28 protein-coding genes and 1 tRNA gene are annotated in these 23390 nt (G+C 67.4%); 7 read left to right on the plus strand and 22 right to left on the minus strand.

The annotated features are described in order from the left end of the window. Positions 1-11: 11 nt before the first annotated feature. A complete protein-coding gene (locus ACZ5BM_RS02275; protein ID WP_498909714.1) occupies positions 12-989 on the minus strand; it encodes an acetamidase/formamidase family protein in 978 nt (325 codons plus the stop codon). Between the two features lie 167 nt (positions 990-1156). Here ACZ5BM_RS02275 and ACZ5BM_RS02280 point away from each other — a divergent pair, with 167 nt between their 5' ends. Then, positions 1157-2296: an AI-2E family transporter gene (locus tag ACZ5BM_RS02280; RefSeq protein ID WP_498909715.1), complete on the plus strand. Its 1140-nt coding sequence runs from the start codon at positions 1157-1159 to the stop codon at positions 2294-2296. 16 nt (positions 2297-2312) lie between these two features. On the opposite strand, the gene ACZ5BM_RS02285 is transcribed toward ACZ5BM_RS02280, so the two are convergent. The 7 genes from ACZ5BM_RS02285 to ACZ5BM_RS02315 all read right to left on the minus strand — a co-directional run bounded on the left by ACZ5BM_RS02285 (position 2313) and on the right by ACZ5BM_RS02315 (position 6595). After that, a tRNA-Pro gene (locus tag ACZ5BM_RS02285) sits at positions 2313-2389 on the minus strand. 75 nt (positions 2390-2464) lie between these two features. Further along, on the minus strand, positions 2465-3028 hold the full coding sequence (locus ACZ5BM_RS02290) for a MerR family transcriptional regulator (protein WP_498909716.1): 564 nt from the start codon (positions 3026-3028) through the stop codon (positions 2465-2467). Beyond that, positions 3025-3339 carry an integration host factor subunit alpha gene (locus ACZ5BM_RS02295; protein WP_498909717.1) on the minus strand — a complete coding sequence of 105 codons (315 nt, stop codon included), beginning with the start codon at positions 3337-3339 and terminating at the stop codon, positions 3025-3027. Before ACZ5BM_RS02295 ends, ACZ5BM_RS02290 begins: the two co-directional genes overlap by 4 nt. A gap of 103 nt (positions 3340-3442) precedes the next feature. Then, positions 3443-4402, minus strand: coding sequence for a beta-ketoacyl-ACP synthase III (locus ACZ5BM_RS02300; protein WP_498909718.1), 960 nt, complete (start codon positions 4400-4402; stop codon positions 3443-3445). 57 nt (positions 4403-4459) lie between these two features. After that, positions 4460-5629 (minus strand): phosphate acyltransferase, encoded by a 1170-nt coding sequence (gene plsX / locus ACZ5BM_RS02305; RefSeq protein WP_498909719.1) that lies wholly within the window; start codon positions 5627-5629, stop codon positions 4460-4462. 20 nt (positions 5630-5649) lie between these two features. After that, positions 5650-5853, minus strand: coding sequence for a 50S ribosomal protein L32 (rpmF, locus tag ACZ5BM_RS02310; protein ID WP_422864873.1), 204 nt, complete (start codon positions 5851-5853; stop codon positions 5650-5652). A 133-nt stretch (positions 5854-5986) separates the two neighbouring features. Continuing rightward, positions 5987-6595, minus strand: a complete 609-nt coding sequence (locus ACZ5BM_RS02315) for a YceD family protein (RefSeq protein WP_498909720.1) — start codon at positions 6593-6595, stop codon at positions 5987-5989. A 229-nt stretch (positions 6596-6824) separates the two neighbouring features. Between ACZ5BM_RS02315 and ACZ5BM_RS02320 the strand changes: the two genes are divergently transcribed. Beyond that, positions 6825-7376, plus strand: coding sequence for an outer membrane protein assembly factor BamE (locus ACZ5BM_RS02320; RefSeq protein WP_498909721.1), 552 nt, complete (start codon positions 6825-6827; stop codon positions 7374-7376). 76 nt (positions 7377-7452) lie between these two features. On the opposite strand, the gene ACZ5BM_RS02325 is transcribed toward ACZ5BM_RS02320, so the two are convergent. The 5 genes from ACZ5BM_RS02325 to def all read right to left on the minus strand — a co-directional run bounded on the left by ACZ5BM_RS02325 (position 7453) and on the right by def (position 11518). Further along, complete coding sequence (locus ACZ5BM_RS02325; RefSeq protein WP_498909722.1) at positions 7453-8856, minus strand: two-component system sensor histidine kinase family protein; 1404 nt, start codon at positions 8854-8856, stop codon at positions 7453-7455. Between the two features lie 140 nt (positions 8857-8996). After that, the gene (locus ACZ5BM_RS02330) at positions 8997-9710 is read right to left on the minus strand and encodes a response regulator transcription factor family protein (RefSeq protein WP_498909723.1); all 714 of its coding nucleotides are present in this window, start codon (positions 9708-9710) and stop codon (positions 8997-8999) included. Continuing rightward, a complete protein-coding gene (locus ACZ5BM_RS02335) occupies positions 9710-10264 on the minus strand; it encodes a MarR family winged helix-turn-helix transcriptional regulator (RefSeq protein WP_498909724.1) in 555 nt (184 codons plus the stop codon). The genes ACZ5BM_RS02330 and ACZ5BM_RS02335 overlap by 1 nt, the downstream gene beginning before the upstream one ends. Before the next feature lie 46 nt (positions 10265-10310). Beyond that, positions 10311-10988 (minus strand): COQ9 family protein, encoded by a 678-nt coding sequence (locus tag ACZ5BM_RS02340; RefSeq protein WP_498909725.1) that lies wholly within the window; start codon positions 10986-10988, stop codon positions 10311-10313. Next, positions 10985-11518, minus strand: coding sequence for a peptide deformylase (gene def, locus ACZ5BM_RS02345; protein ID WP_498909726.1), 534 nt, complete (start codon positions 11516-11518; stop codon positions 10985-10987). Before def ends, ACZ5BM_RS02340 begins: the two co-directional genes overlap by 4 nt. A 215-nt stretch (positions 11519-11733) precedes the next feature. Between def and rpsU the strand changes: the two genes are divergently transcribed. Together rpsU and uraD are read left to right on the plus strand one after the other, a co-directional pair. Further along, a complete protein-coding gene (rpsU, locus tag ACZ5BM_RS02350; RefSeq protein WP_084440514.1) occupies positions 11734-11937 on the plus strand; it encodes a 30S ribosomal protein S21 in 204 nt (67 codons plus the stop codon). Between the two features lie 79 nt (positions 11938-12016). Further along, positions 12017-12529 carry a 2-oxo-4-hydroxy-4-carboxy-5-ureidoimidazoline decarboxylase gene (gene uraD / locus ACZ5BM_RS02355; protein ID WP_498909727.1) on the plus strand — a complete coding sequence of 171 codons (513 nt, stop codon included), beginning with the start codon at positions 12017-12019 and terminating at the stop codon, positions 12527-12529. Positions 12530-12575: 46 nt separating this feature from the next. Here uraD and ACZ5BM_RS02360 read toward each other — a convergent pair whose 3' ends face one another. Continuing rightward, positions 12576-13136, minus strand: a complete 561-nt coding sequence (locus ACZ5BM_RS02360; protein WP_498909728.1) for an FMN-dependent NADH-azoreductase — start codon at positions 13134-13136, stop codon at positions 12576-12578. Between the two features lie 86 nt (positions 13137-13222). Here ACZ5BM_RS02360 and ACZ5BM_RS02365 point away from each other — a divergent pair, with 86 nt between their 5' ends. Then, the gene (locus ACZ5BM_RS02365) at positions 13223-13594 is read left to right on the plus strand and encodes a winged helix-turn-helix transcriptional regulator (RefSeq protein ID WP_498909729.1); all 372 of its coding nucleotides are present in this window, start codon (positions 13223-13225) and stop codon (positions 13592-13594) included. 34 nt (positions 13595-13628) lie between these two features. Here the strand turns inward: ACZ5BM_RS02365 and leuB are convergent, their stop codons facing one another. From leuB to ffh, 8 genes are all read right to left on the minus strand, one after another. Further along, on the minus strand, positions 13629-14741 hold the full coding sequence (gene leuB / locus ACZ5BM_RS02370; RefSeq protein WP_498909730.1) for a 3-isopropylmalate dehydrogenase: 1113 nt from the start codon (positions 14739-14741) through the stop codon (positions 13629-13631). 164 nt (positions 14742-14905) lie between these two features. Next, entirely contained in the window at positions 14906-15523 is a 618-nt protein-coding gene (gene leuD, locus ACZ5BM_RS02375; protein WP_498909731.1) for a 3-isopropylmalate dehydratase small subunit, read from the minus strand. Then, positions 15523-16920 (minus strand): 3-isopropylmalate dehydratase large subunit, encoded by a 1398-nt coding sequence (gene leuC, locus ACZ5BM_RS02380; protein ID WP_498909732.1) that lies wholly within the window; start codon positions 16918-16920, stop codon positions 15523-15525. Before leuC ends, leuD begins: the two co-directional genes overlap by 1 nt. Positions 16921-17013: 93 nt before the next feature. Continuing rightward, positions 17014-17403: a 50S ribosomal protein L19 gene (gene rplS, locus ACZ5BM_RS02385; RefSeq protein ID WP_498909733.1), complete on the minus strand. Its 390-nt coding sequence runs from the start codon at positions 17401-17403 to the stop codon at positions 17014-17016. Positions 17404-17426: 23 nt separating this feature from the next. Further along, entirely contained in the window at positions 17427-18164 is a 738-nt protein-coding gene (gene trmD, locus ACZ5BM_RS02390) for a tRNA (guanine(37)-N(1))-methyltransferase (RefSeq protein ID WP_498909734.1), read from the minus strand. Then, the gene (gene rimM / locus ACZ5BM_RS02395) at positions 18161-18694 is read right to left on the minus strand and encodes a ribosome maturation factor RimM (protein ID WP_498909735.1); all 534 of its coding nucleotides are present in this window, start codon (positions 18692-18694) and stop codon (positions 18161-18163) included. Before rimM ends, trmD begins: the two co-directional genes overlap by 4 nt. A gap of 24 nt (positions 18695-18718) precedes the next feature. Beyond that, entirely contained in the window at positions 18719-19063 is a 345-nt protein-coding gene (rpsP, locus tag ACZ5BM_RS02400; protein ID WP_498909736.1) for a small ribosomal subunit protein bS16, read from the minus strand. Between the two features lie 49 nt (positions 19064-19112). Beyond that, positions 19113-20489: a signal recognition particle protein gene (gene ffh, locus ACZ5BM_RS02405; protein WP_498909737.1), complete on the minus strand. Its 1377-nt coding sequence runs from the start codon at positions 20487-20489 to the stop codon at positions 19113-19115. Between the two features lie 248 nt (positions 20490-20737). On the opposite strand from ffh, the gene ACZ5BM_RS02410 reads away from it, so the two are divergent. After that, positions 20738-20911, plus strand: a complete 174-nt coding sequence (locus ACZ5BM_RS02410; RefSeq protein ID WP_498909738.1) for a hypothetical protein — start codon at positions 20738-20740, stop codon at positions 20909-20911. Positions 20912-20993: 82 nt separating this feature from the next. Continuing rightward, a complete protein-coding gene (locus ACZ5BM_RS02415; RefSeq protein ID WP_498909739.1) occupies positions 20994-23327 on the plus strand; it encodes a hypothetical protein in 2334 nt (777 codons plus the stop codon). The last annotated feature ends 63 nt before the right edge of the window (positions 23328-23390 follow it).

The following is a 23390-nucleotide window of genomic DNA, read 5'->3' on the forward strand; positions in this document are numbered from 1 at the left end:
AGCGGTGCGGATCAGAACAACAGCCCCTTGCGCAGCATGCCATGCACCCCCTTCTCGCCGTTCACCGTCTGGGTGACGCGGAAATCCACCGCCAGGGAGCAGGTCTGGTAGGCCTGTTCGCGCGACAACGTGGTGCGGGAGCAGATCAGCGCGATCATCTCCCGCAGCGCGCCCTTCATCGCCTGATCGAGATCCTCGTGCAGGCCCATGCTGATCCAGTGGGTCGGGGTTTCGGCATAGGGCGTGCGCAAAAGCGGCGCTTCCGGGGAACCCTTATGCAGGATCAAGGTGAAGCGGCCGGTGAGCGACATCTCCAGCGCGTTCACGCAGACCTCGCCGTCGCCCTGCAGCCCGTGCCCGTCTCCGGCCAGGAAGTTCGCCCCCGGCACGAACACCGGCAGGTAGAGCGTGCTGCCGGCGACCAGTTCCTTGTTGTCCAGATTGCCGCCGAAGCAGCGCGGCTCACGCGAGGACAGCCGGCCGAACGACAGCGGCGGCGCCACCCCCATGATGCCGAAGAACGGCGCCAGGGTCAGTTCCGGTCCCCAGGGCAGACGGCAGGTGCCGCGCGCCCGGTCGACCGGGATATGGGTCATGAGCCTGGTGTCGAAATCGTCCGGGATCGTTCCGGCCAGAGGACGGATGCCGCAATAGCCCCAGTCGGAGGTCGGCACGACCGAATCGATCCGCACTTCCAGCATGTCGCCGGGCTCGGCGCCGCGCACCGCCACCGGACCGGTGGTCATGTGCGTGCCGATGCGGGGGAGTCCGGCGGCGTGGATCGCCTGAAGCACGGGCGGGATCGGAAAGGCGGTGAGATCGGTCGGCATCACTTCCGGGCCGCCGCTGAGGCATTCCAGCTCCACCGTGTCGCCCGGCTCGATCTCGATCACCGGTGGGATGCGCGCATCGAAGATGCCGAGCTGGATGCTGGCGGGGGTGGCGGCGAGATGATGCAGGCGGCCTGTGGGGGTGCTCGGATGCGGCATGCGTCGGGTCCCGGTGCGAAGGTCGAACGGAGCGGTCGAACCCTATCAGGCCCCGAGCGATGGGAGGGGCGTCAAGAGCGCCTCTCGCTTCCGGGCGGCAAACCGCGCAAACCTAAGACACGAACGGCCCGTTCTTCGGCGGCGCCGCGTGTGGAGCAACGAGACGGATGGACCGCATTCTGGCCGCAGCACGCGATTCCGGCACGGAACAGACACCGGAACAGGCCGCCAATCGCCGTGCCGGCAACCAGCAGCTCGCCCGCGCCGCGCTGGCCACCATCATGGCGATCCTGGGCATCTTCACCCTGCGCGACTTCCTGCCGGCCCTGGCCTGGGCGGTGATCTTCGCCATCGCCACCTGGCCGCTGTTCCAGCGCGCCAAGCGACGCTGGCCGCCCGGCAAGCACAACATGCTGCTGCCTTTGCTGTTCACCGCCGGCATCGCCCTGGTGTTCCTGGTGCCGCTTTCCCTGATCGCTTTGGAAGCGGCACGGGAGGCGCAGGGCGTGCTGGCCTGGATGGAGCATGCGAGACGGACCGGCGTGCCCGTGCCGGGCTGGGTACACCGTCTGCCGGTGGCGCACGAGCAGGCCACCGCCTGGTGGCAACAGCATCTGGCCGATCCGGACGATGCCAACGACCTGTTTGACACCATGAAATCGCCGAGCAGTTTCCGCGTCACCCGCCAGCTCGGCACCCAGGTCGCGCATCGCGCGACCTTGTTCGCGTTCAGCCTGATCACCCTGTTCTTCCTGTTCCGCGAGGGCGAGTCGGTGACCGAGCGTCTGCTGGTGGCGAGTCGTCGCGCGTTCGGCGCGCGTGGCGAGCGCGTGGCGCGGCAGATGGTCGCCTCCGTGCACGGCACGGTGGACGGTCTGGTGCTGGTGGGTCTCGGCGAAGGCGTGCTGATGGGGTTCGCCTATGCCGTCGCCGGCACGCCGCATCCGACCTTGTTCGGCCTGATCACCGCCGTCGCCGCCATGATCCCGTTCTGCGCCGTGCTGGCGATCGGCCTCGCTTCGGCGCTGGTGCTGGCGCAGGGTGCGACGGTCGGGGCGATCGTGCTGTTCGCGGTCGGCATGATCGTGGTGTTCGTCGCCGACCACTTCGTCAGGCCGGTGCTGATCGGCGGCGCGACCAAGCTGCCCTTCCTGTGGGTGCTGCTGGGGATTCTGGGCGGCGTGGAAGCCTGGGGCCTGATCGGGCTGTTCGTTGGCCCGGCCATTATGGCCGCGCTGATCCTGCTCTGGCGGGAATACACCGACCCTGCGCAGGAGCCGCAGGGAGAGATCATCCAAACGACGTGAGGGAGGTGGGGCGTTTTGGTCGGGCAGGCGGGATTCGAACCCACGACCCCCAGTCCCCCAGACTGATGCGCTACCAGGCTGCGCTACTGCCCGAATGCCTTCGGCACGGCGGGGTCTAGCAGGGGGCGGGCGGTCAGGCAACCCGCACCGTGCCGTTCCCCTCGTGCTTCAGTACGGGAAATGCTCCCGGATCTGTTCCAGCTCGCCCAGCACCGACCGGAGCATCCGGCGCAGGCGCTGGTTCTCGGTCTCCAGCGCCACCAGTTCCGGCGCGGGACCGGCCGGTTCGGGCGTGGGTTCAGGCTCCGGCGGCGGTGGGGGCGCCGCCTGTCTGGGCGGAAACAGGACCTCGTCGTCGCGCTCGGCCACCTCCGGCGGCGGCAGATCGCCGGTCAGCGTGCCGTCGCCTTCGCGCAGCAGGCGCTGCACGCCTTTGATGGTGTAGCCTTGGATATAGAGCAGGTCGGAAATCCGGCGCAGCAGGGCGATGTCGTCCGGGCGGTAATAGCGCCGGCCGCCGCCGCGCTTCAGCGGCTTCACCTGAGGAAACCGGGTTTCCCAGAAGCGCAGCACGTGCTGCGGAATGTGAAGATCGTCCGCGACCTCGCTGATGGTGCGGAAAGCGGACGGGCTTTTCTTCAGGCGCGTGCTCGGCTCTTCCGGCCGTGCGTCCTCGCCGTGATGCTCGTCCTGCGCGGCGTCGTCCGACGGCCACTCCTCGTGGTCGGTCATGCCGCGTCATCCTCGCCCGACGGGTCGCGCCCGTTCACGCGCGCCTTCAGCACCTGGCTGGGGCGGAACACCAGAACAGAGCGCGGCAGGATCGGCACTTCGACGCCGGTCTTCGGGTTGCGACCGACGCGCCTGCCCTTCTGGCGGACGGTGAAGGTACCAAACCCACTGATCTTGACCGGATCGCCCGCGGCCAGCGCATCGGAGATGCGGTCCAGCACGGCTTCCAGCAGCTCGGCCGATTCGTTCCGCGACAAACCGACCTGGGTGTAGATGTGTTCGGCGAGGCCGGCGCGGGTGACGGTGCTCATCTAGCGACCGTAAGCACGGCGGAAAGCACCGTCAAACCGTTGCGGGTGGGGATTGCGGGCAGAAAGTGCAAGAGGGGTCCGGACTGTATCCCGGCTGCCACCGTCACATGCGCAGCAGTGCGGAACCCCAGGTCAGACCGCCGCCGAGCGCTTCCATCAGAACGAGGTCGCCGGTTCGGATGCGCCCGTCCTGCACCGCCTCTGCAAAGGCGAGCGGAATGGAGGCGGCGGAGGTGTTGGCGTGACGGTCCACGGTGACCACCACGCGATCGGCGGCCAGACCAAGCTTCTTGCCCATGGCGTCGATGATCCGCTTGTTGGCCTGGTGCGGCACCAGCCAGTCCACGTCCGCATAGGTGAGGTCGTTGGTCGCGAGAGCCTCGTCCACCGCGCCGGCCAGCTTGGCGACGGCATGGCGAAACACCTCGCGTCCGTTCATGCGCAGGCAGCCGGACGATTCGCGCAGGCCCACCGCACCGTCCACGAACAGGAGGTCGCCGAAGCTGCCGTCTGAATGGAGGTGGGTGGAGAGCAGCCCCGGCCCGTCGGCCGGACCGGCCCCCAGCAGAACCGCGCCGGCCCCGTCGCCGAACAGCACGCAGGTGGTGCGGTCTTCCCAATCGAGGATACGGGAATAGACCTCCGAACCGATCACCATGACCCGGCGGGCGGTGCCGCCGCGGATCATCGAATCGGCGACGGACAGGGCATAGATGAAGCCGCTGCACGCGGCGGACAGGTCGAAACCGAACCCGCCGGCGCCGATCGCGGCCTGGACGCGGACGGCGGTGGCGGGAAACGCCTGATCGGGCGTGGCGGTGGCGACGATCACCGCATCGACGCTCTCGCCTGCGACGCCTGCGTGAGCGAGCGCGCGACGGGCGGCTTCGATCGCCATGAAGCTGCAGGTCTCGTGCGGCCCGGCGAGATAACGCTGGGTAATGCCCGTGCGCTCGCGGATCCATTCGTCGGAGGTGTCGACACGCTCGGCGAGCGCCGCGTTGGAAACCACGCGCTCCGGGAGGTAGGTGCCGACGCCGAGGAAGCTGGAGCGAAACGACATGCTGTTCCGTCAATCAACGGGCCGGAAGCGGGTGCCGACGCGACGGCGCCCGATCCTTCAGCCGGTGGTGGCGAGCCTGCTCGCGACAGGTTCGTCGGAAGAAGCGGTTGCCGGATTCTCGGCCACCGCCGAAGCGATTCGGCCGGCCTCGAACCGGCTCAGGCTTTCGCGGATGCGCTCGTTGAATCGGTGCGTGACCATGTCCATCGCCACGTCGACGGCATGGGCGAAGCCTTCCGCATCGGCGCCACCATGCGACTTCACCACCACGCCATTCAAGCCCAGCAGCACGGCGCCGTTGTAGCGGCGCGGATCGAGCCATTCGCGCATCCGGTCCAGACCGGGACGCGCCAGCAGATAGGCGATGCGCGACAGCAGGCTGGCCTTGAACACCTGCTTCAGGAGCGAGCCGGCGAGCTTCATCGCCCCCTCGCCCGTTTTCAGCGCGACGTTGCCGGTGAAGCCGTCCGTCACCACCACGTCGGTCGTGCCGGCGGTGATGTCGTGACCTTCCACGAAGCCGTGGAACTGGTTGGCGATCGGGCTCGTCCGCAGCATGTCAGCCGCCTGACGGATGCGATCGTCGCCCTTCATCTGTTCGGAGCCGACATTCAGCAGCCCGATCGTGGGCGCCGGCAGGCCCAGCACGACGGAGGCGAAGGCTTCGCCCATGATGGCGAACTCGGCCAGATTGCGGCTGTCGCAGGCGACGTTCGCACCCAGATCGAGCATCACCACGTCGCCACCGGCGGATGGGCTGATGGCGGCCAGGGCCGGGCGGTCGATTCCGGGGATGGTTTTCACGACGATCTTGGCGAGCGCCAGCAGCGCACCGGAATTGCCGGCCGAAACCACGCCGAGAGCCTCGCCCTGCGCCACGGCGTCGATCGCCATGCGCATGGACGAGTCCCGCAGGCGGAGTGCCGCGGTTCCCTTGATCTCGTTGCTGATCACCGAGCCGGCATGCCGGACGGTGCAGATCGACTTGGCACGCGAGCGCGCCAGAAGCGGCGCGATCACCGCTTCGTCACCGACCAGAAGCACACGGATGCCGGGATGACGCTCCGCGACGCGGGCCAGACCGTCGATCACGATCCCGGGCGCACCATCGCCGCCCATGGCGTCGATGGCTAGCGCGAATACGGCCTGCGCGGGAGGAGCCTTTACCGAAGCCGTCTCAGACCCCGTTTCCGGCGCCTCGGGCGGCACACCCGAAGAAGGCGGCATCGGTTCAGCCCGTGTTCGCGTCAGAGACGGACGGCGGCCTTCAGGGCCTTGCCGGCCTGAACGACTTCACGGCCGTCGTAATGACCGCAATGGCCGCAGACGTGGTGCGGACGGCGCAGCTCGCCGCAATTGCCGCACTCGTTGTGGGCCTCTCGGGGAAGCGCCTCGTGGCTCCGCCGCATGCCGCGGCGAGAGGGCGAGGTCTTTCTCTTGGGAACAGCCATGGGCCTGAGCCCCTCCAGTTTCGATAGGACGAACAGGTGTTCGGCCCAACGCGCGGGGCGAACCTGTATTCAATGAGCGGCGGCGTCTAACAGAGGGCGCCGGGTTTCGCAAGCAAACCTTGAAGGAAGGACGTTACGAAGGGGTTCTCTTCGCCAGCACCGCGAACGGATTCGGCCGCTCCTGCCCGTCCGGGTCGTCCGTTCCGGCCGGTGCGGCATCCACCGCCTCCACGCCGGGCAACGACACGCCGGGCTTGCGCGGATAGGGCTCCATCGCCAGCGCCGCCTGTTCCACCGCCGCTTCGCCCAGATCGATCTGGGTGCCTTCATAAGGAATGTCGTCATCGGCATCAGGGTCGAGCGAATCCTCGGCTTCGCCGTCGAGATCGGCCGGCACGAAGCGCACGCGGAAGGCCTCCACCAGCTCGGTGTCGAACTCCTCCAGGCTGGCGACACAAACGCGGGTCAGGGTCGCGGTCAGCAACCCATCCGCCGAAACGCGCCCCTGCCCGTCGACCCCGGACAAGCGGAACCGGCAACGGAGCGCATGCACCGCCGGCACGCCCAGGCGCTTCGCCAGGGCGACGCATTCGGCCGCATCGGCCTCGACCACGATCTCCTGTTCTGCGGACGCGCGGCGACCGGCGCCGTCCTGCCGGCCGAGGCTGTTGATCTGCACCCGGCGCGACAATTCGGGGCGGGCGGAACCGGACCGGCCGGGTTCGGATGATGCGCTGGACATGGGCGCGATATTCCTGCTCGCGTCGGTCGCGGAACACCGCACGCCGACGCAACGATTGACACGGTTCGGCCGATCGGGCACCCGGAGCGGGCGCCCTGACTGGTTCGGCGTGGAACGGGTCGGCTGCGTTGCTCGCGCCGCGACATCCGGTACCACGTCGGTTCTGACTAGGGCATGTCGATGCAGCCGGGCAACCGGTCCGCTTCAAGCACAGGATCGTCGCCCGACCATGCGCACCGCTTTCCGCCCGGCACCTGTTCTCGCGGTCCTTCTGGCCACCGGCCTCACCGGCGCCCTGGGCGGTTGCGGGCTGTTCGCCCCGCTGCCGACCGAGCGTGGCCAGTTCGTCGAGAAGCAGGATTACGACCAGCTCCATCCCGGCATGAGCCGCGCCGATGTGAGCGCCCTGCTGGGTTCGCCCACGGCGCGTGCGACTTTCGACGACAATATCTGGTTCTATATCGGCGAAGTCACCGCTCCGGTGCCTCTGGCGCGCGACAAGGTCGAGAAGCAGCAGGTGCTGGTGCTGAATTTCGACCAGAGCGGCACGCTGCAGAACATCCGTCGTCTGGACAAGGCCAACGCGCACGACGTGCCGATGTCGTCCCGCGTCACGCCTTCGCCGGGCAGCGACAGCTCGTTCCTGCAGCAGGTCATCGGCAATGTGGGCCGCTACAACCCGATGGGCCTGGGCGGCGACACGCTCGGCAGCAACGGTCTGGGCGGTCTCGGTTCGAACAACGGCTACGGCCATGGCGGCGCGGGCAACACCCTGCCCTGATCCCGCCACGGCGGATGTCGTTGGTCGGCAAGCCCGGTTTCGAAAGGAGCCGGGTTTTTTCGTGTCTGGAACCGGTTCAGAACGGCAGTCTGATCCGCGCCCTGAGGCCGCCGTAGGGGCTCTGCTCCAGCCAGATATCGCCGCCATGCGCCTGGATGATGTCGCGGGCGATGGTCAGACCCAAGCCGGTGCCGCCTTCGCCGCCGCTTTCGAACGCGCGGAACATCTGTTCGCGCTTATGGTCCGGGATACCCGGCCCGTCATCGTCCACCAGGATCACCACCCAGCGCGCATCCGCCAGCGCGGCCAGACGGATGCGGCCGCCATGACGACGTGCGTTTTCCAGCAGATTCGACAGGACGCGTCGGATCGCACCGGGACGGAGCACGATCTCGCCCATCGGTTCGGATTCCACCGACAGGATCTCGGCGCCGGCGCGGGATGCGGCCCCGGCCACCTCCTCCAGAAGCGCGGGCAGGAAGACGGGTTCGGCCTGCTCCACCCCCTCGCCGCGGGCGAAGGAGAGGTAGCCCTCGATCATCCGGTCCATCTCCGCGACGTCGGCCACCATTTCGGCCACGTCCGGCGCCAACGTCTCGGCACTGACCTGACCCGATTGCGGCATCATCGCCAGGGTGAGCCGGAGACGGGTGAGCGGGGTGCGCAGATCGTGGCTCACGCCGGCCAGCATGGCGGTGCGCTGCGCGACGAAGCGGAGGATGCGCTCCTGCATCCGGTTGAACGCGCTGGCGGCCTTGCGCACCTCCTGCGCGCCTTCCGGGCGGATCGGTCCGGGATCGCGCCCCATGCCGAACGCTTCCGCCGCGCGTGCCAGACGCCGGATCGCCCGGACCTGGTTGCGCATGAACAAGGCGGCGACGAGGAACAGGAGCAGCGCCGAACCGGCGACCCAAACCACGAACAGCCAGATCGGTCCGACGTCGAGACGTTTGCGGGGCGCATCCACCTCCAGCACCCCGTCCGTGAGCTGGATCTGGATCTTCACCGTATGCGGGTCGCTCAGCCAATCGATGCTGAGTGGGCGATGGATCGACTGCTGCAGGGCGGCGGCCAGATCCTCGTCCATCGGGCCCAGCACGTTGGTGGAACCGACATGCAGAAGCTTCTCGTGCGGGCGCAGGGTCAGTCCGAGCTGGAACTGGGCGGCGGCGGAATCGATGATCCAGCGCCGCTCCGACTCCCGTTTGGTGCGCTCCAGCAGCAGCAGGGTTTCCGAGATCTCGCCCGCCACGGCGCCGGTCAGGCGGCGGGACACCACATCGAGATGCGAACCGTAGAACAGCTCCAGCGAGATCGCCTGCGTCACCAGAAGCGGAATCAACAGGATCAGCAGGGAGCGGCCCAGGAGAGAGCGCGGCAGGACGCGCCTGACCGGCCGGTCGAGCTTCAACCGCCAGCGCTGGCGTGGCGAGGCGGGTTCCTCCGGCGGGAGAAGCCGATCGTTCGGGTCAATCTCCATGGGCAACCCTCGCGCACTGGAGGACAAGGGTGTTCTTTCTTGAGAGAAAGAACCAAAGAACTTCCGTCCGTCGGTACAATCCAAACGGATAGAAGTCTTTTTGCTTCTTTTTCTTCAGAAAAAGAAGATTCTCTCCATTCTCAATGCCCCGGCCGCAACACATAGCCCCGCCCACGCACCGTCTGGAGAAAGCGCGGCTCGCGCGGATCGGTCTCGATCCGGCGGCGCAGGCGCGTCACCTGCACGTCGATCGCCCGTTCGCCCGCCTCGTCCATCTCCAGGATGCGGGCGATCATCTCGCGCGACATCACCTCGTTGGGACGGCGTGCCAGCACGCAAAGCAGGGCCGTTTCGCCGCCGGTCATGTGCACGGTGCCGCGCTCGCCTTCCAGCAGGCCGCGCACCGGGTCGAATTCCAGCGCACCCAGACGCAAGGGCCGCGTGTTCTCGGTCGGCGCGGGCGGCCCGACGCGACGCAGCAACGCCCGCAGGCGCAGCAGCAACTCGCGCGGTTCGAACGGCTTGCCGAGATAATCGTCCGAGCCCGCTTCCAGCCCGGCGATCCGGTCTTCCGGCTCGCCACGTGCGGTCAGCAGCAGGATCGGCATCTCGTGCCCATCCTTGCGCAGCGCGCTGGTGAGCTGGAGGCCCGTTTCGCCGGGCATGGTGACGTCGAGCACCATCAGATCGGGCTGCATCGCGCCCAGCAGCTTGCGCGCGTCGGCGGCGCTGCCCGCGACCGAAACGCGAAACCCTTCCTGGGCCAGATAACGTTGCAACAGGCCGCGCAGACGCGAATCGTCGTCCACCACCAGGATATGCGCCGCATCGGCGGTGATCTGAGTCTCGCCCATCAGCCGTTCACCTGTCGCCCGGACGGCGCTTCCGCCGCTTCCAGCCTGCGGCGCGTTTCGGGGTCCATCACCCCGCGCATCACGCGCCGGAACCCTTCCACCGCCACGCCGCCGGCCTCGCGATAGGCGGCCACCATCTTCTGGCGCTGCTGCTCGAACAAGCGCCGCTCCAGCGTCTGACCGTCGGCGGTCAGGCTGAGAAGGCGCTGCCGGCGGTCGGTCGGTCCCTGCACCTGCGACACCAGCCCGCGCGAAACCAGCTCGCCCAGCACGCGCGCCAGGCTCTGCTTGGTGATGCCGAGCACGGAGAGAAGCTCGCTCACGGCGATACCGGGCCGGCGGCCGATGAAATGCAGCGCCCGGTGATGCGCCCGGCCGAGATCGAGCTCCTCGAGAATGGAATCGGCCGAGGCGGTCAGATCACGATAGGCGAAAAAGAACAGATCCTGTGCCAGACGCATCTGCTCCTCGCGCAGGAACAGCAGCCCGGCGCCGGCCGGCTGGGCAGAGGCGGCAGGCGGGACGGAGTCGAACGGCGGCGGTCTGCGGTCCATGCGAGAGTTAAGACAGCTTCGTTGCCATAAAGAAAGCCGACCCCGGTCAGGCCGCGACCGGTCTCGCTCCACCGCCGAGACGCGCCCGCAATTTGCCGATCCGCGCCACGCCGGCCAGACGCCGATCCAGGAAGGACGCCGTTTCGACCGGGTCGCCATGACGCAGCCAGAACAGCAGCGTGGCGAGATACACCCCGGCCAGGATGGCGCGCTTGCTGTGCCGGCTCCAATCGGTCGCGGTGTCGCCGGCCGCACGCCAGATCGTGTCCACCGTGCGCGCCAGCATGCGCGCCGCCGCCACGCGATGACCGGGCAGCGACAACAGGGCCACGCCGCGTCGCACCGCGTCGCGATCATCCGCCGCATGCTCCAGACGCAGCAACACCAGCGCCCTCACCCGACGCGACAGGCGCGTTTCAGCGAGCGTGTCCGCCGCGTCCAGCAGCAGGCGGTCGAGCAGGTCGCTATGCGCTTCGACCATTTCCGCCGGCCCGCCTGGAAACATCAGATCGGCATCGGGCCCGGCGCCACGCCGCGCGGCCTCGGCGCTCCAGCCATGAAGGCTCACATGCGGCAGCATCGCCCGTACCGCCGCGTCCCGCGCCGGATCGGGATGCAGACGCTCGCTCAACCCGCCATTGCCGATCTCCGCCACAAGCCGGCCGATCCGCCCGGCCGAGCCCAGCCCCGCCAGTGCGCCGCGCATCGTCGAACCGATCATCATCCGTTCCCCAAACCGTGTTTCTCGTATTCCGCGTCGAATCCCAGCCGGCCGAGATCGGGCATGCGCATGGGATAGAGGATACCGTCCAGATGGTCGTTCTCGTGCTGCAACACCACTGCCAGGAAGCCGGTCGCCTCGCCGGAGACCGGTGTGCCGTGACGGTCGAGCCCCTCGTAGCGCACGCGTGCCGGGCGCGGCACCGCACCGCGCAGGCCGGGAATCGACAGGCAGCCTTCGGTGTTGGTGGCGACCGCGTCGCCGATCGGTGTGATCAGCGGATTGATCAGCGCGGCGACCGGGCGCGGCGGATCGTCGGCCCCAGCCGAACGGGCGGCCGGGACGTGATACACGAACAAACGCAGCTTCCTGTGCACCTGGGGGGCGGCCAGACCGGCGCCGCTGGCGTCGTGCATGGTCTCGATCATGTCGTCGATCAGGGTCTGGATCTCCGGCGATGCCGGGTCGTCCACCTCGCGGGCGCGCTCCAGCAGAACCGGGTGACCCATGCGGGCGATCTTCAGCAGGGCCATTCCCGTCTCTCGTTTCCGTCTCGATCCAGGCCCAACCCTAGCCGCTTGAAACGATGCCGAACATGGCGCGGAGAATCGAATTGTGCTCGGCAAGATCCCTGTGCTATACGGCGCGCCTCGTTGGGAATCGCATCGGCGTCCTCCCTACATATATCGGCAGGATGGCGCTTCCCCCCCAAGCAGCGTTCGTTCGCCATCAAGGAGTTGACCGCGCAGTGCAGGTTCTCGTTCGTGACAACAATGTCGATCAGGCGCTCAAGGCGCTCAAGAAGAAGATGCAGCGCGAAGGCATCTTCCGTGAGATGAAGCTGCGCCGGCACTACGAGAAGCCGTCCGAGCGCCGCGCCCGCGAGGCCGCCGAGGCCGTTCGCCGCGCGCGCAAGATGGAGCGCAAGCGCCTGGAGCGCGAGGGCTTCTAAAGCTCTTCACCGTTCGCGAAAACGGTTCGGAACCGCCGCCGGGGCTCTCGGCGGCGGTTTTTCGTGTTTATGCTCCGGGATGGATGCCGATCCCCTTCTCTACACCCTGAACCAAGCCGGGCAGGACGATTTCGTCGCCGTGGCCGGACCGCTCTACGAACATTCTCCCTGGATCGCCGCGGCAGCGTGGCGGGACAGGCCGTTCGCCGACCGGGCGGCGCTGCATGCGGCGATGCAACGCGCGGTGAACGAGGCCCCGGAAGCCGCCCAACTCGCGCTGATCCGCGCCCATCCCGATCTGGCCGGCAAACTGGCACGGGCCGGGACGCTGGAAGCGTTTTCCACCGGCGAACAGAAGGGCCTGGGCCTCGATCGCCTGCCCGACGCGCTGTTCGAGCGGTTCGACCGGCTCAACACCGCCTATCGCACGCGCTTCGGCTTTCCGTTCGTGATCGCCGTGCGGGCGCAGACCCGCGACAGCGTGCTGGCCGCGTTCGAAACCCGGCTCGAACACGATGCGGAGGCGGAACGACGCGCCGCCCTGGCCGAGATCGGCCGGATCGCATGGTTCCGGTTGCAGGATCTACGCTGACCGGATGGGAACGGAGCCCCGGGCGCGGCGCTCCGTTCGCCGATCGTCACGCCGGAATGGCTGCGATCTTCGCCATGGCGCCTTCCATGGCGGCAGCGCGCGCTTCCTCGCCCTTCGCCAGCCCTTCGGCGACGACGAATTCGGGGGTGATGCCGAGGAAACCGAAGATGCTGGCGAGCAGGCTCTGGGCGTGCTCGTAGGCCGCATACGGGGTGTCCGGCGCATACACCCCGCCTCTGCCCATGGCGACGATCACACGCTTGTTCGCGGCCAGCCCGACCGGCTTGCCGTCCTGGTAGGCGAAGGTGACGCCGCGGGCCGCGATGCGGTCGATCCAGCTCTTGAGCTGGGACGGCAGGCTGAAATTATAGAAGCCGAGGCCGATCACCACGATATCGGCCGCGAGATACTCCTTCATCTCGGTCGTCTCGGCGAGCCTGCCGTGCGTCTCCAGGTCGAGATGCGGCAGCGGATCGGCTACCAAGTCGCGCCGCACCACATGCAGGTCCGGATGCAGTTGCTTCAGCCGTTCGACGATCGCTGCGGACAGGGCGCGGCTGGCGGAATGCTCGCCGAGGATGCTGGAGTCGAGATGGAGCAGGTTCATGGAAAAGCCCGTTCGTTGATGGTCCCGTCTCAGCTATGGAACCTCGCGACGCTTGCCAAGAACGCAGAAAACCAGGACCAGGGCATATGGATGTGACCGACCCCGTCACCGGAACGGAGCGCTGCCGCCAGATCGGCGATGTGCTGGGCCTGCTCGGCGATAAATGGACTTTGCCAGTCGTCATGATCCTGTCGCAGCAGCCGCGCCGTTTCAACGACATCAAGCGCACCGTGAGCGGCATCAGCCAGCAGATGCTGACCCGCACCCTGCGCACGCTCGAGCGCGACGGCATGGTGGCGCGCACCGTGCACCCCACCGTTCCACCACAGGTCGAATACGCGCTGAGCCCGCTGGGCCAGTCCCTCGCCCGGTCGGCACGCGATTTCGGCCAATGGGCGCAGGCGAATCACGGCGAGATCGATCGCAGCCGCGCTTTGTTCGACGCGCGGGAGGACTGAGCGAGGCTTTCCTCGAACGGGGCGATGCGAACGATCAGCCGTTCAGCCGGTCCAGCTCGGCCAGAACCGCATCGCCCATGCCCGAGGTGCCGACCGGGGTGCCTCCGTCGCTCATGATGTCGGGTGTGCGCAGCCCGGCGGCGAGCACGTTGGTGCAGGCGCGCTCGATCAGCGCCGCCTCCTCCTCCAGCCCCAGCGAATAGCGCAGCAGCATCGCCAGAGAGGCGATCTGCGCCAGAGGGTTCGCCTTGCCGGTGCCGGCGATGTCCGGCGCGCTGCCATGGATCGGCTCGTAGAGCGCCGGGCGGCGCCCCTCCGCATCCGCGCTGCCGAGCGTGGCCGAGGGCAGCATGCCGAGGCTGCCGGTAAGCATGGAGGCCAGATCGGACAGCAGATCGCCGAACAGATTGCCGGTCACGATCACGTCGAACTGGCGCGGATTGCGCACGAGCTGCATGGCGCAGTTATCCGCCAACATGTGGCTGAGTTCGACGTCCGGATACTCGGCCTTGCCCAGGCGGGTCACCACCTGCCGCCAGAGCAGGCCGCTTTCCATCACGTTGCACTTCTCGACCGAGCAGACCCGGTTCTGACGCTTGCGGGCCAGTTCGAAGGCGACGCGGGCGACGCGCTCGATCTCATGGGTGGAATAGACCTCGGTGTTCACGCCGCGCTGCGAGCCGTCCGGCAGGGTCTCGATCCCGCGCGGCTCGCCGAAATACACGCCGCCCACCGTCTCGCGCACGATCATGATGTCGAGCCCGCGCACGATCTCCGGCTTCAGCGTGCTCGCCTCCACCAGCGGGTCCAGCACGGTGGCCGGGCGCAGATTGGCGAACAGTTCCAGCTCGGCGCGCAGGCGCAGGATCGCCACCTCCGGCCGGTTCTCGAACGCCACGTCGGCCCATTTCGGACCGCCGACGGAGCCGAACAGCACAGCGTCGGCCGCGCGCGCGGCCGCGATCACCTCATCCCGGACCGGCACGCCATGCACGTCGATCGACGCGCCGCCGACAAGATCCTCGCTGATGTCGAAGCGCACGGCGCGGTTCTGTTCCAGCCAGTCCACCACACGTACCGCTTCGCGCATTACTTCCGGCCCGATGCCGTCGCCGGGCAGGACCAGCAGCTTCTTGTTGGATGCCATGTCGCGCTCCAGGTATTCGGTTGGGGGGTCAGAAGGAAATGAATGTTCTTTTTTGCAAAAAAGAACCAAAAAACTCTTATCTGTTCTGGAGCCGAGAACCGGAAAGGTTCAAGAACCCAAACGGATAGAAGTTTTTTTGCTTCTTTTTCTTCAGAAAAAGAAGATCAGAGCGAAATCGACGGCACCCAAGGCGCCGCCTCCCGCGCCTGCTCGAACCGCTCGATCGCCGGCGCGTGCTGGAGCGTCTGGCCGATATCGTCCAGCCCCTCCAGCAGCAGATGACGACGCAGCGCGTCCACCTCGAAAGCGATCTCCTCGCCATCCGGACGCACCACCACCTGGCGCTCCAGATCCACCGTCAGGCGGCTATTGGCGCCCTGGGCAGCGTCCTCCATCAACGCGTCGCAGATCTCGCGCGGCAGACGGATCGGTAGGATGCCGTTCTTGAAGCAGTTGTTGTGGAAGATGTCGGCAAAGGAGGGCGCGATCACGCAGCGTATGCCGAAATCCAGCAGCGCCCAGGGCGCGTGTTCGCGCGACGAGCCGCAGCCGAAATTCTCGTGCGTGATCAGGATCTCCGCATGGCGGTAGGGTTCGCGGTTGAGCACGAAATCCGGCTTCTCCGACCCGTCCGCATTGTAGCGCATCGCGTCGAACGCGTTCTTGCCGAGGCCCGAACGCTGGATCGTCTTCAGGAAGCGCGCCGGGATGATCTTGTCGGTGTCGATATTGGCTTCCGGCAGCGGCGCCGCCACGGCGGTCAGGGTGGTGAACGCCTGCATCACACGAGCTCCCGGACATCGCAGAGCCGGCCCGTCACCGCCGCCGCCGCCGCCATGGCCGGCGACAGAAGATGGGTGCGCCCGCCGGGACCTTGCCTGCCCTCGAAATTACGGTTGGAGGTGGAGGCACAGCGCTGGCCGGGGGTAAGCTTATCCGGGTTCATGCCCAGGCACATCGAACACCCCGCCTCGCGCCATTCGAAGCCGGCATCGAGGAACACGCGGTCCAACCCTTCTTCCTCCGCCTGCTGCTTCACCAGACCGGAGCCCGGCACCACCAGGGCGCGCACGCCGGGCGCGACATGGCGGCCACGGGCGATGGAGGCGGCGGCGCGCATGTCCTCGATGCGGCCGTTGGTGCAGGAGCCGATGAACACCGCATCCACCGGCACCTCGGCCAGCTTCTGCCCGGCGCTCAGACCCATATAGTCCAGCATGCGCTGCATCTGCGCGCGTCGAGCCTCGTCGGCGGCAGCGGCGGGATCGGGCACGGTGCCGGTGATCGCCACCACGTCCTCCGGGCTGGTGCCCCAGGTGACCAGAGGCGCGATATCCTCGGCGCGCAGCTCGACCTCGGTGTCGAACACCGCGTCCGGGTCGGAATGCAGCGTGCGCCAGTACTCCACCGCGCGGTCGAACGCCTCGCCCTTGGGCGCGAACGGACGGCCCTTCACATAGGCGAAGGTGGTGTCGTCCGGCGCCACCAGACCGGCACGCGCACCGGCCTCGATCGACATGTTGCAGATCGTCATGCGCCCGGCCATGTCGAGACCGCGAATGGCGGAGCCGGCGAATTCCATCACATGCCCGGTGCCGCCGGCGGTGCCGATGGTGCCGATGATCGCCAGCATCACGTCCTTGGCGGTCACGCCGGGGGCCAGCTCGCCTTCGACGCGGATGCGCATGTTCTTGGCCGGCTTCTGCAGCAGGGTCTGCGTGGCCATCACGTGCTCGACCTCGGACGTGCCGATGCCGAACGCCAGAGCGCCCAGGGCGCCATGGGTGGAGGTGTGGCTGTCGCCGCAGACGATGGTCATGCCGGGTAGCGAGATGCCCTGCTCCGGGCCGATGATGTGCACGATGCCCTGCTGGCGCGAACGCAGCGGGAAATACGGCACGCCGAACTCGGCGACGTTGCGCTCCAGGGTCTCGATCTGCAGCCGGCTCTGCGGCTCCTCGATCGGCAGCGAGCGGTCGCCGGTGGGAACGTTGTGGTCGGCCACGGCGATGGTGGCGTCCGGGCGGCGCAAACGGCGGCCGCTGGCGCGCAAACCCTCGAAGGCCTGCGGACTGGTCACCTCATGAACGAGGTGACGATCGATATAAAGGATCGCCGTCCCGTCTTCGAGCCGATCCACCACGTGGGCGGCCCAGATCTTGTCGAACAGGGTAGGCATGAAGCGATCCTCCTCCGAAACCGGGGGAGTTCATGTCCGAGGGGCCCGCATCTCTGCGAGCCCCCCGACCCCGGTCCAAACAGTCTGAGAGTGTTATTCCGCGGCGGCGGCCGGCGCCACGACTTCGCGGGCCTTCTCGGCGATACGGGCGGACTTACCGCGACGGCCGCGCAGATAGTACAGCTTCGCGCGACGCACGTCGCCGCGACGGACGACATGGATCTCGGAGATGGTCGGCGCATAGAGCGGGAACACGCGCTCAACGCCCTCGCCGTAGGAGATCTTGCGAACGGTGAAGTTCGAGCCGAGGCCCTTGTTCGAGCGCGCGATCACGACGCCCTCATAGGCCTGAACGCGGGTGCGCTCGCCTTCGACCACCTTCACGGACACGCGGACGGTGTCGCCCGGGGCGAATTTCGGCACGGCGCGGGCTTCGGTGAGGCGGGCGATCTCCGCGGCCTCGTACTTTTCGATGATGTTCATGATCCGGGGTCCTTCTGGAAGAATCAGTTATGGAAGCCGGCTCGAACCGGCAACCCGTTGCGTTGCGGGGTCCGACCTGCGTACGCCGCCCACAGATCGGGGCGGCGGACGCGCGTCGCATCCTCGGCTTGTTGCTTGCGCCAGGTTTCCACCTGGGCATGGTGTCCGGACAGCAGGACGGGGGGCACAGCGCGCCCCTGCCATTCCGCCGGCCGCGTGTAGAGCGGATATTCGAGCAGCCCGTCGGAAAAGCTTTCCTCCACCCCGCTCAGCTCGGAGCCCATCACGCCCGGCAGAAGCCGGACGCAGGCATCAAGCAGAACCAGGGCGGCGGTTTCCCCGCCGGACAGAACGAAATCGCCGATGCTGTACTGTTCCACCGCGCGGGCTTCGAGCACGCGCTCGTCGACGCCCTCGTAGCGACCGCACAGCAGCGCCACGCCGGGGCCGGCGGCGAACCGGCGAATATCGGCCTGTTCCAGCCGACGGCCGCGCGGGGTGAGATACACCAAAGGCAGGTCGAGACCCGAGATGGCGGCATCGATCGCCGCATCCACCACATCGGGACGCATCACCATGCCGGCGCCGCCGCCGAACGGCGTGTCGTCCACCGCACGATGGCGGCCGAGCCCGTGTTCCCGGAGATCGTGCGTGCGGAGAGACCACACGCCGTCTTCGAGCGCCCGTCCGGCCAGGGAATGGCCGAGCGGACCCGGAAACATCTCCGGGAACAGGGTGATGACGGAAGCGAACCAGCTCATGACGGGTCGTCCCCGTCCCGCTCGTCCTGCACCTCCATCTCGTCGGGCATCACCACGACGAGACGGCGATCGGCGACCGAGACTTCCGGCACGCAGGCGCGGGTGAACGGCACCATCGCACCGCCCTCCAGCTCCAGGCTGGGGCCGGCGCCGTAATCGTGCACCGCCAACACCGTGCCCACCGGACGCTCGCCGTCGGCACTCCGCTCCACCGCCCGCATGCCGACCAGATCGGCGAGATAGAACTCGTCCTCCTCCGGTTCGGGCAAACGGTCGCGCGGAACGAACAGCTTGCGGTTGACCAGCTTCGCCGCCTCGTCGCGATCGGCGACCGTGCGGCCGCTCGAATCGGTCAGGGCAGCGATGCCCTCGCCACGCCAGCTCAACGTCCAGCTTCCGCCGCGATCGTCCGACAGCACGCCATAGGCGGCGAGATCGGCCGGCACGGCGGCGTAGGAGTGCACACGCACCAGCCCACGCACGCCGTGCGGCCTGCCTACCACGCCCATCAGGATGCGCTGCGCGTCCATGTCTCGTCCGGCGGAAGCGTCTGCTTAGGCCTGGGCCGCGGCGGCAGCGGCGGCAGCGCGCTCCTGCGCCTTCTTCTTCGGCGCGGACTGCTTCGGCTGCTCGCGATAGGCTGGCATCGGCGTCAGGCCGGCATGGCCCAGGAAGCGCGCGACGCGGTCGGTCGGCAGGGCGCCCTGGGACATCCAGTGCAGAATGCGCTCGCCGGCCAGGTTCACGCGGTCGTCATGCTCGGCCGGGAGCATAGGGTTGTAGGAACCGACCTTCTCGATGAAGCGGCCATCGCGCGGCGAACGGCTGTCGGCGACGACGATGTGGTAGTACGGGCGCTTCTTGGCACCGGCGCGGGCCAGGCGGATCTTGAGGCTCATGGATAACTCTCCGACGTAGACGATTGTGTGTGAACGATTGTCGCGGGGGCTATTGCGGCCGCCCCGGCGGCATTCCCTTGGGCATCAGGGCCGACATGCCGTGTCGCATGAGGCCCTTCGCGCCGAGCTTGTTGATCCGCTTCATCATGGTCGACATGTCGTCGAACTGCTTCAGAAGACGGTTGACCTCCTGCACGGAAGAGCCTGATCCGGCTGCGATCCGCTTCTTGCGCGAGGCCTTAATAATGTCCGGCGAGCGACGCTCCGCCTTCGTCATCGACGAGATGATCGCGGTGTGGCGCTTCAGGATGGAGGTATCCAGATCCTTGTCGCCAATCTGCTCCTTCAGCTTGCCCATGCCGGGCAGCATGTCGAGAATGCCGCCGATGGAGCCGAGCTTGGAGATCTGCTTGATCTGCGCCGCGTAGTCGTCCAGGTCGAACTTGCCGCGCATCATCTTGAGCGCGAGCTTCTCGGTTTCTTCCTGGTCCAGCGTCTCGGACGCCTTCTCCACCAACCCGGCGAGGTCGCCCAGGCCGAGAATGCGGCCGGCCACGCGCTCCGGATGGAATTCTTCCAGCGCTTCCAGCTTCTCGCCGGAACCGGTCAGCTTGATCGGTGCGCCGGTGATGGCACGCATGGAAAGCGCCGCGCCGCCGCGCGCATCGCCGTCCATACGGGTCATGACGATGCCGGTGACGCCCACCGCATCGTTGAAGTGCTTGGCGGTGTTGACCGCGTCCTGGCCGGTCATGGCATCGACCACGAGCAGCGTTTCGGCCGGGTTGGTCTCGGCGCGGATCTCCCGCACCTCCTGCATCAGCGCCTCGTCGATCGACAGGCGGCCGGCGGTGTCCAGGATCACTACGTCGAAGCCTTCGCGACGTCCCGTGTCCATGGCGCGACGGGCGATCTCGACCGGGGACTGGCCCGGAACGATCGGCAGGGAGGCGACCTTGGCGCGCTCGCCCAGCTGCTGGAGCTGGAGCTGCGCCGCCGGACGCTGCACGTCGAGGCTGGCCAGCAGCACGCGGCGCTTCTCGCGCGTCTGCAGGCGCAGCGCGATCTTGCCGGAGGTGGTGGTCTTGCCGGAGCCCTGCAGACCCACCATCAGGATGGGGATCGGGGCCGCGGCATTCAGGTTCAGCGGCACCGCGCCGGCGCCGCCCAGGGCGTCGATCAGGGCATCGTTGACGATCTTCGCCACCGCCTGGCCGGGCGAGATGCTGTCCAGCACCTCATGTCCCACGGCGCGCTCGCGCACCTTGTTGGTGAATTCCTTCACCACAGGCAGCGCCACGTCGGCATCCAGCATGGCGAGGCGAACCTCGCGCATGGCTTCCATCACATCGGCTTCGGACAACGCCCCGCGGGTACGGAGCTTGTCGAACACACCGGTGAGCTTGCCTGACAGCGCGTCGAACAAACAAACAACTCCAAACGAATAGGCGCCGCTGCGCGAGCCTTCGCGGAGCGACGTGTCTGATTGCCGCCGTGGGTAGAGAACCGGGGACGCCGTGTCAACAAATCTCCACGAACCGGGGAACCTCGCCCGGTCTGGCATCCGTTCCCGTATGGCTGCATGATCGCCGCCTCGGCATCCGTGACGGTCGCGAAACCCGCCACGGAACGGCCCCGGTCCCTGCGGCAACCGGAACAGGAAGGTTTTCTTTTATGGCGTATAAGGTCAACTACAACTTCCAGAAGGCCGAGCGCGATCGCGCCAAGGCCGCGAAAAAGGAAGCCAAGCTGCGCGACAAGCAGGCCGCCAAGGCCGCTGCCGCCAATGGAACGGACGGCACCGATGAAGGGGCCGAGGCCGAGCCGGAAGAGCCGACTCAGGACTGATCGAACAGGAAGGCGGACGAGTCTCCGGCCGCCTCTCGTGACACGGTTCTTTCCGACCGATCTGCATGCGGAGGCCGCCGTCTTGACCATTCTGCCGGCCCCGGAGGCTGCTGAACCGGTAGCGCAGTCGTCGCTCGAGCGGGCTTATCTGCGTCTTCCGGCCGCACGGGCCACGGTTGCGGCACTCCATGACGGATGGACGTTGCAGAGCGTCCATTTCGTGCTGGCGCCTCTGGTGCTCGCCGATCTCGTCCATACCGAAACCGGCGAGCACGCCTGTTGGTACATGGACCTGACCGGCCGGATGCTCGGCAACACGCCGGATTGCATCGATGCCGTTCTCGCGGGTCGGATCCGAAGCGGTCTCCAGACGGTTCTGATGCACCGGACGGACGAGCCAGAGCGTTTCCGGCGCTTCGTCGCCGAACTGAACCGGATTGAGCGGTCGGTCCGCCTGCCGATCCTCTATCATGTCGTTCGGAAAGCCGATTTCGCGATCCTGGACGCGATCGGTTTCGGTCCGGACCAGGAGCGGCGATTCGCCGTACGCACCGGACCGGGCGGTGTCGCCCTGTTGATCGACGAGAGCCTGGAATGGCCGATCACGTCCGGCGGCGCGTTTCTCTGGCAGTTCCACGACGGCTGGCGCGTATCCGCCCTGGTCTGTTGTTTCGCGCCGCTGCTGATCCTCGAGATGGAACATTCATCCGGCGCGCGCGCGAGCCGCATCCTGGATGCAGCCTGCGACGCCATCGACGACGACACGGTCTCCGATCCGCGCTGCGCCGCCGTGATCCGCCAGAAGGCGCCGCTGCTGTTCCGCCGCTACTGGTACGACCTGATCGCCCTGAACGACACCCTGCCCTCCTACAGGTCGCCCTCCTTTCTTCTTCTGTGCCGTGCGATGCTGGATCGGGCTCTGTATCTGGCCACGGGTGCGCTGATGCCGGAAGCGCTCGACCAGATGATCAAGGCCGGTGACGGCCCGATCCTGTTGCCACCTGCCCCGGATCGGCCCGACGGACTGGTCCTGACGCAACCGCACCTCGATCGCGCGTTGCAGCACAACATGTTCGAGGCCAGCCTGGAGGCACTGCGCGGCGGCGACAGCCTGCGTTGGCCCAGCCCGGTGGACGGCACGGACGCGGTTCTGGAAGCCGTCTTCGCGCCGAGCGAATACGCGATCGCCTATCAGTTCCGGGATCGGCACGGCTTGCGGTTCATGGTCGCGACCGGCGAGCGCGATTGCACGGTGATGGGGCTGTTCCTGCCCTACGAGAACCATTTCCTGTGCGGCGAGACCACCCCGGCGAACTGGTGGTTCCGGCACCATGTCCAGCACGAGTTCTGGCACCTGATCCTGCGGCATGCGCTGCTGCACGGTGCCACGATACGCGGGCGGCGTCGCAACGGCAGCGGAGAGATCGCGGCGACGTTCACGACCGATCCCCTGCTCCATATCGGTCATTATCTCTGGAACGAGTTGTCCGGACTGGACCGGCTCGTCGCGACGATGGAGACGGACGCGCCGCGCTGCCTCGTGATCGACGGAGCCGATGGACGGGCCGAACTGTTCGGTCCGCTGGAGCGGCTGTTCCCCGCGCTGACGGGAAAGGTCGAACGCGATATCGTGGGGAGATCAGGCTTCGCCGAACGCGTGTACGGGTCGAACCTGATTCCGGTCCGCTTCACCGGATCGTTCATCGGCGCGACGCTGCGCGAGACCATTCGCCGTCATGTCATGACGACGCCAGACGCCCAGGCAGTATCGGCGCAAAGAACAGGAGCCGGTCCCGGCCCGGTGCTGATCGTCGGGCTGCGGCTGGAGGATCGGACGTTTACCGACACCCCCGGTTTCCTGCGCGCGCTGGTGGATCATCTCGACCGGAACTGGCCCGGTGCGGTGATCGTGCTGGACGGCCGCAATCGCGCTCCGGGGACGACCGAGGGTGCGATCATCCGCAGCATCAAGGACGCGCAATCCCATCGCGACCCGCTGGCAGCGGAACTGGAGATCGTCGAGGGCGTCGCCGCCTACGCCGCCGGACGGCGTGTGAGCGTGCTCAGCACGGTCGGGCAGAGCGTGGAGACGAGTCTGGCCTGGTGCGAGGAAGCGAAACTCTGTCTGGCGCCGTGGGGAGCCGGCCTCGCCAAATATCGGTGGATCGCGAACCTGCCGAGCGTGATCCTGACCAGCCGCTACAACCTGATGCACCGGCACGATCTCGATATCTATCACGCGCCGCGCTTCATGGAGACGCCGGCGGTCCTGGTTCTGCCCGACCCGGAACGGGTCATCGACCGTCCGGATGTGCGCGGCAATGCCCCGGTGGACAGCGACAGAAACGGTCGTGAATGCTTCGAGATCGAGCCCGCTTACGTCTGGTCACTGCTGGACGGCCTGCTGGCGGCCTGAAACCGTCATCCGGGCCGCCAAAAGAGGGCTCGATCGCCCGAACCGGACGCCGCTCCGATCGCG

This window comes from Lichenicola sp. GTC18331 (assembly GCF_055386855.1).

Excerpts from the sequence above, each read along its gene's own strand:
- uraD (WP_498909727.1), top strand. The coding sequence starts at position 12,017 with ATGGATGCCGATCCCCTTCTCTACACCCTGAACCAAGCCGGGCAGGAC.
- plsX (WP_498909719.1), bottom strand. The coding sequence starts at position 5,629 with ATGCCGCCTTCTTCGGGTGTGCCGCCCGAGGCGCCGGAAACGGGGTCT.
- ACZ5BM_RS02330 (WP_498909723.1), bottom strand. The coding sequence starts at position 9,710 with ATGGGCGAGACTCAGATCACCGCCGATGCGGCGCATATCCTGGTGGTG.
- ACZ5BM_RS02335 (WP_498909724.1), bottom strand. The coding sequence starts at position 10,264 with ATGGACCGCAGACCGCCGCCGTTCGACTCCGTCCCGCCTGCCGCCTCT.
- ACZ5BM_RS02340 (WP_498909725.1), bottom strand. The coding sequence starts at position 10,988 with ATGATGATCGGTTCGACGATGCGCGGCGCACTGGCGGGGCTGGGCTCG.
- ACZ5BM_RS02365 (WP_498909729.1), top strand. The coding sequence starts at position 13,223 with ATGGATGTGACCGACCCCGTCACCGGAACGGAGCGCTGCCGCCAGATC.
- leuD (WP_498909731.1), bottom strand. The coding sequence starts at position 15,523 with ATGCAGGCGTTCACCACCCTGACCGCCGTGGCGGCGCCGCTGCCGGAA.
- def (WP_498909726.1), bottom strand. The coding sequence starts at position 11,518 with ATGGCCCTGCTGAAGATCGCCCGCATGGGTCACCCGGTTCTGCTGGAG.
- ACZ5BM_RS02320 (WP_498909721.1), top strand. The coding sequence starts at position 6,825 with ATGCGCACCGCTTTCCGCCCGGCACCTGTTCTCGCGGTCCTTCTGGCC.
- leuB (WP_498909730.1), bottom strand. The coding sequence starts at position 14,741 with ATGGCATCCAACAAGAAGCTGCTGGTCCTGCCCGGCGACGGCATCGGG.
- ACZ5BM_RS02300 (WP_498909718.1), bottom strand. The coding sequence starts at position 4,402 with ATGTCGTTTCGCTCCAGCTTCCTCGGCGTCGGCACCTACCTCCCGGAG.
- ACZ5BM_RS02290 (WP_498909716.1), bottom strand. The coding sequence starts at position 3,028 with ATGACCGACCACGAGGAGTGGCCGTCGGACGACGCCGCGCAGGACGAG.
- trmD (WP_498909734.1), bottom strand. The coding sequence starts at position 18,164 with ATGAGCTGGTTCGCTTCCGTCATCACCCTGTTCCCGGAGATGTTTCCG.
- ACZ5BM_RS02275 (WP_498909714.1), bottom strand. The coding sequence starts at position 989 with ATGCCGCATCCGAGCACCCCCACAGGCCGCCTGCATCATCTCGCCGCC.
- rpsP (WP_498909736.1), bottom strand. The coding sequence starts at position 19,063 with ATGAGCCTCAAGATCCGCCTGGCCCGCGCCGGTGCCAAGAAGCGCCCG.
- ACZ5BM_RS02325 (WP_498909722.1), bottom strand. The coding sequence starts at position 8,856 with ATGGAGATTGACCCGAACGATCGGCTTCTCCCGCCGGAGGAACCCGCC.
- ACZ5BM_RS02315 (WP_498909720.1), bottom strand. The coding sequence starts at position 6,595 with ATGTCCAGCGCATCATCCGAACCCGGCCGGTCCGGTTCCGCCCGCCCC.
- rplS (WP_498909733.1), bottom strand. The coding sequence starts at position 17,403 with ATGAACATCATCGAAAAGTACGAGGCCGCGGAGATCGCCCGCCTCACC.
- leuC (WP_498909732.1), bottom strand. The coding sequence starts at position 16,920 with ATGCCTACCCTGTTCGACAAGATCTGGGCCGCCCACGTGGTGGATCGG.
- ACZ5BM_RS02280 (WP_498909715.1), top strand. The coding sequence starts at position 1,157 with ATGGACCGCATTCTGGCCGCAGCACGCGATTCCGGCACGGAACAGACA.
- ACZ5BM_RS02360 (WP_498909728.1), bottom strand. The coding sequence starts at position 13,136 with ATGAACCTGCTCCATCTCGACTCCAGCATCCTCGGCGAGCATTCCGCC.
- rimM (WP_498909735.1), bottom strand. The coding sequence starts at position 18,694 with ATGGACGCGCAGCGCATCCTGATGGGCGTGGTAGGCAGGCCGCACGGC.
- ACZ5BM_RS02410 (WP_498909738.1), top strand. The coding sequence starts at position 20,738 with ATGGCGTATAAGGTCAACTACAACTTCCAGAAGGCCGAGCGCGATCGC.
- rpmF (WP_422864873.1), bottom strand. The coding sequence starts at position 5,853 with ATGGCTGTTCCCAAGAGAAAGACCTCGCCCTCTCGCCGCGGCATGCGG.
- ACZ5BM_RS02295 (WP_498909717.1), bottom strand. The coding sequence starts at position 3,339 with ATGAGCACCGTCACCCGCGCCGGCCTCGCCGAACACATCTACACCCAG.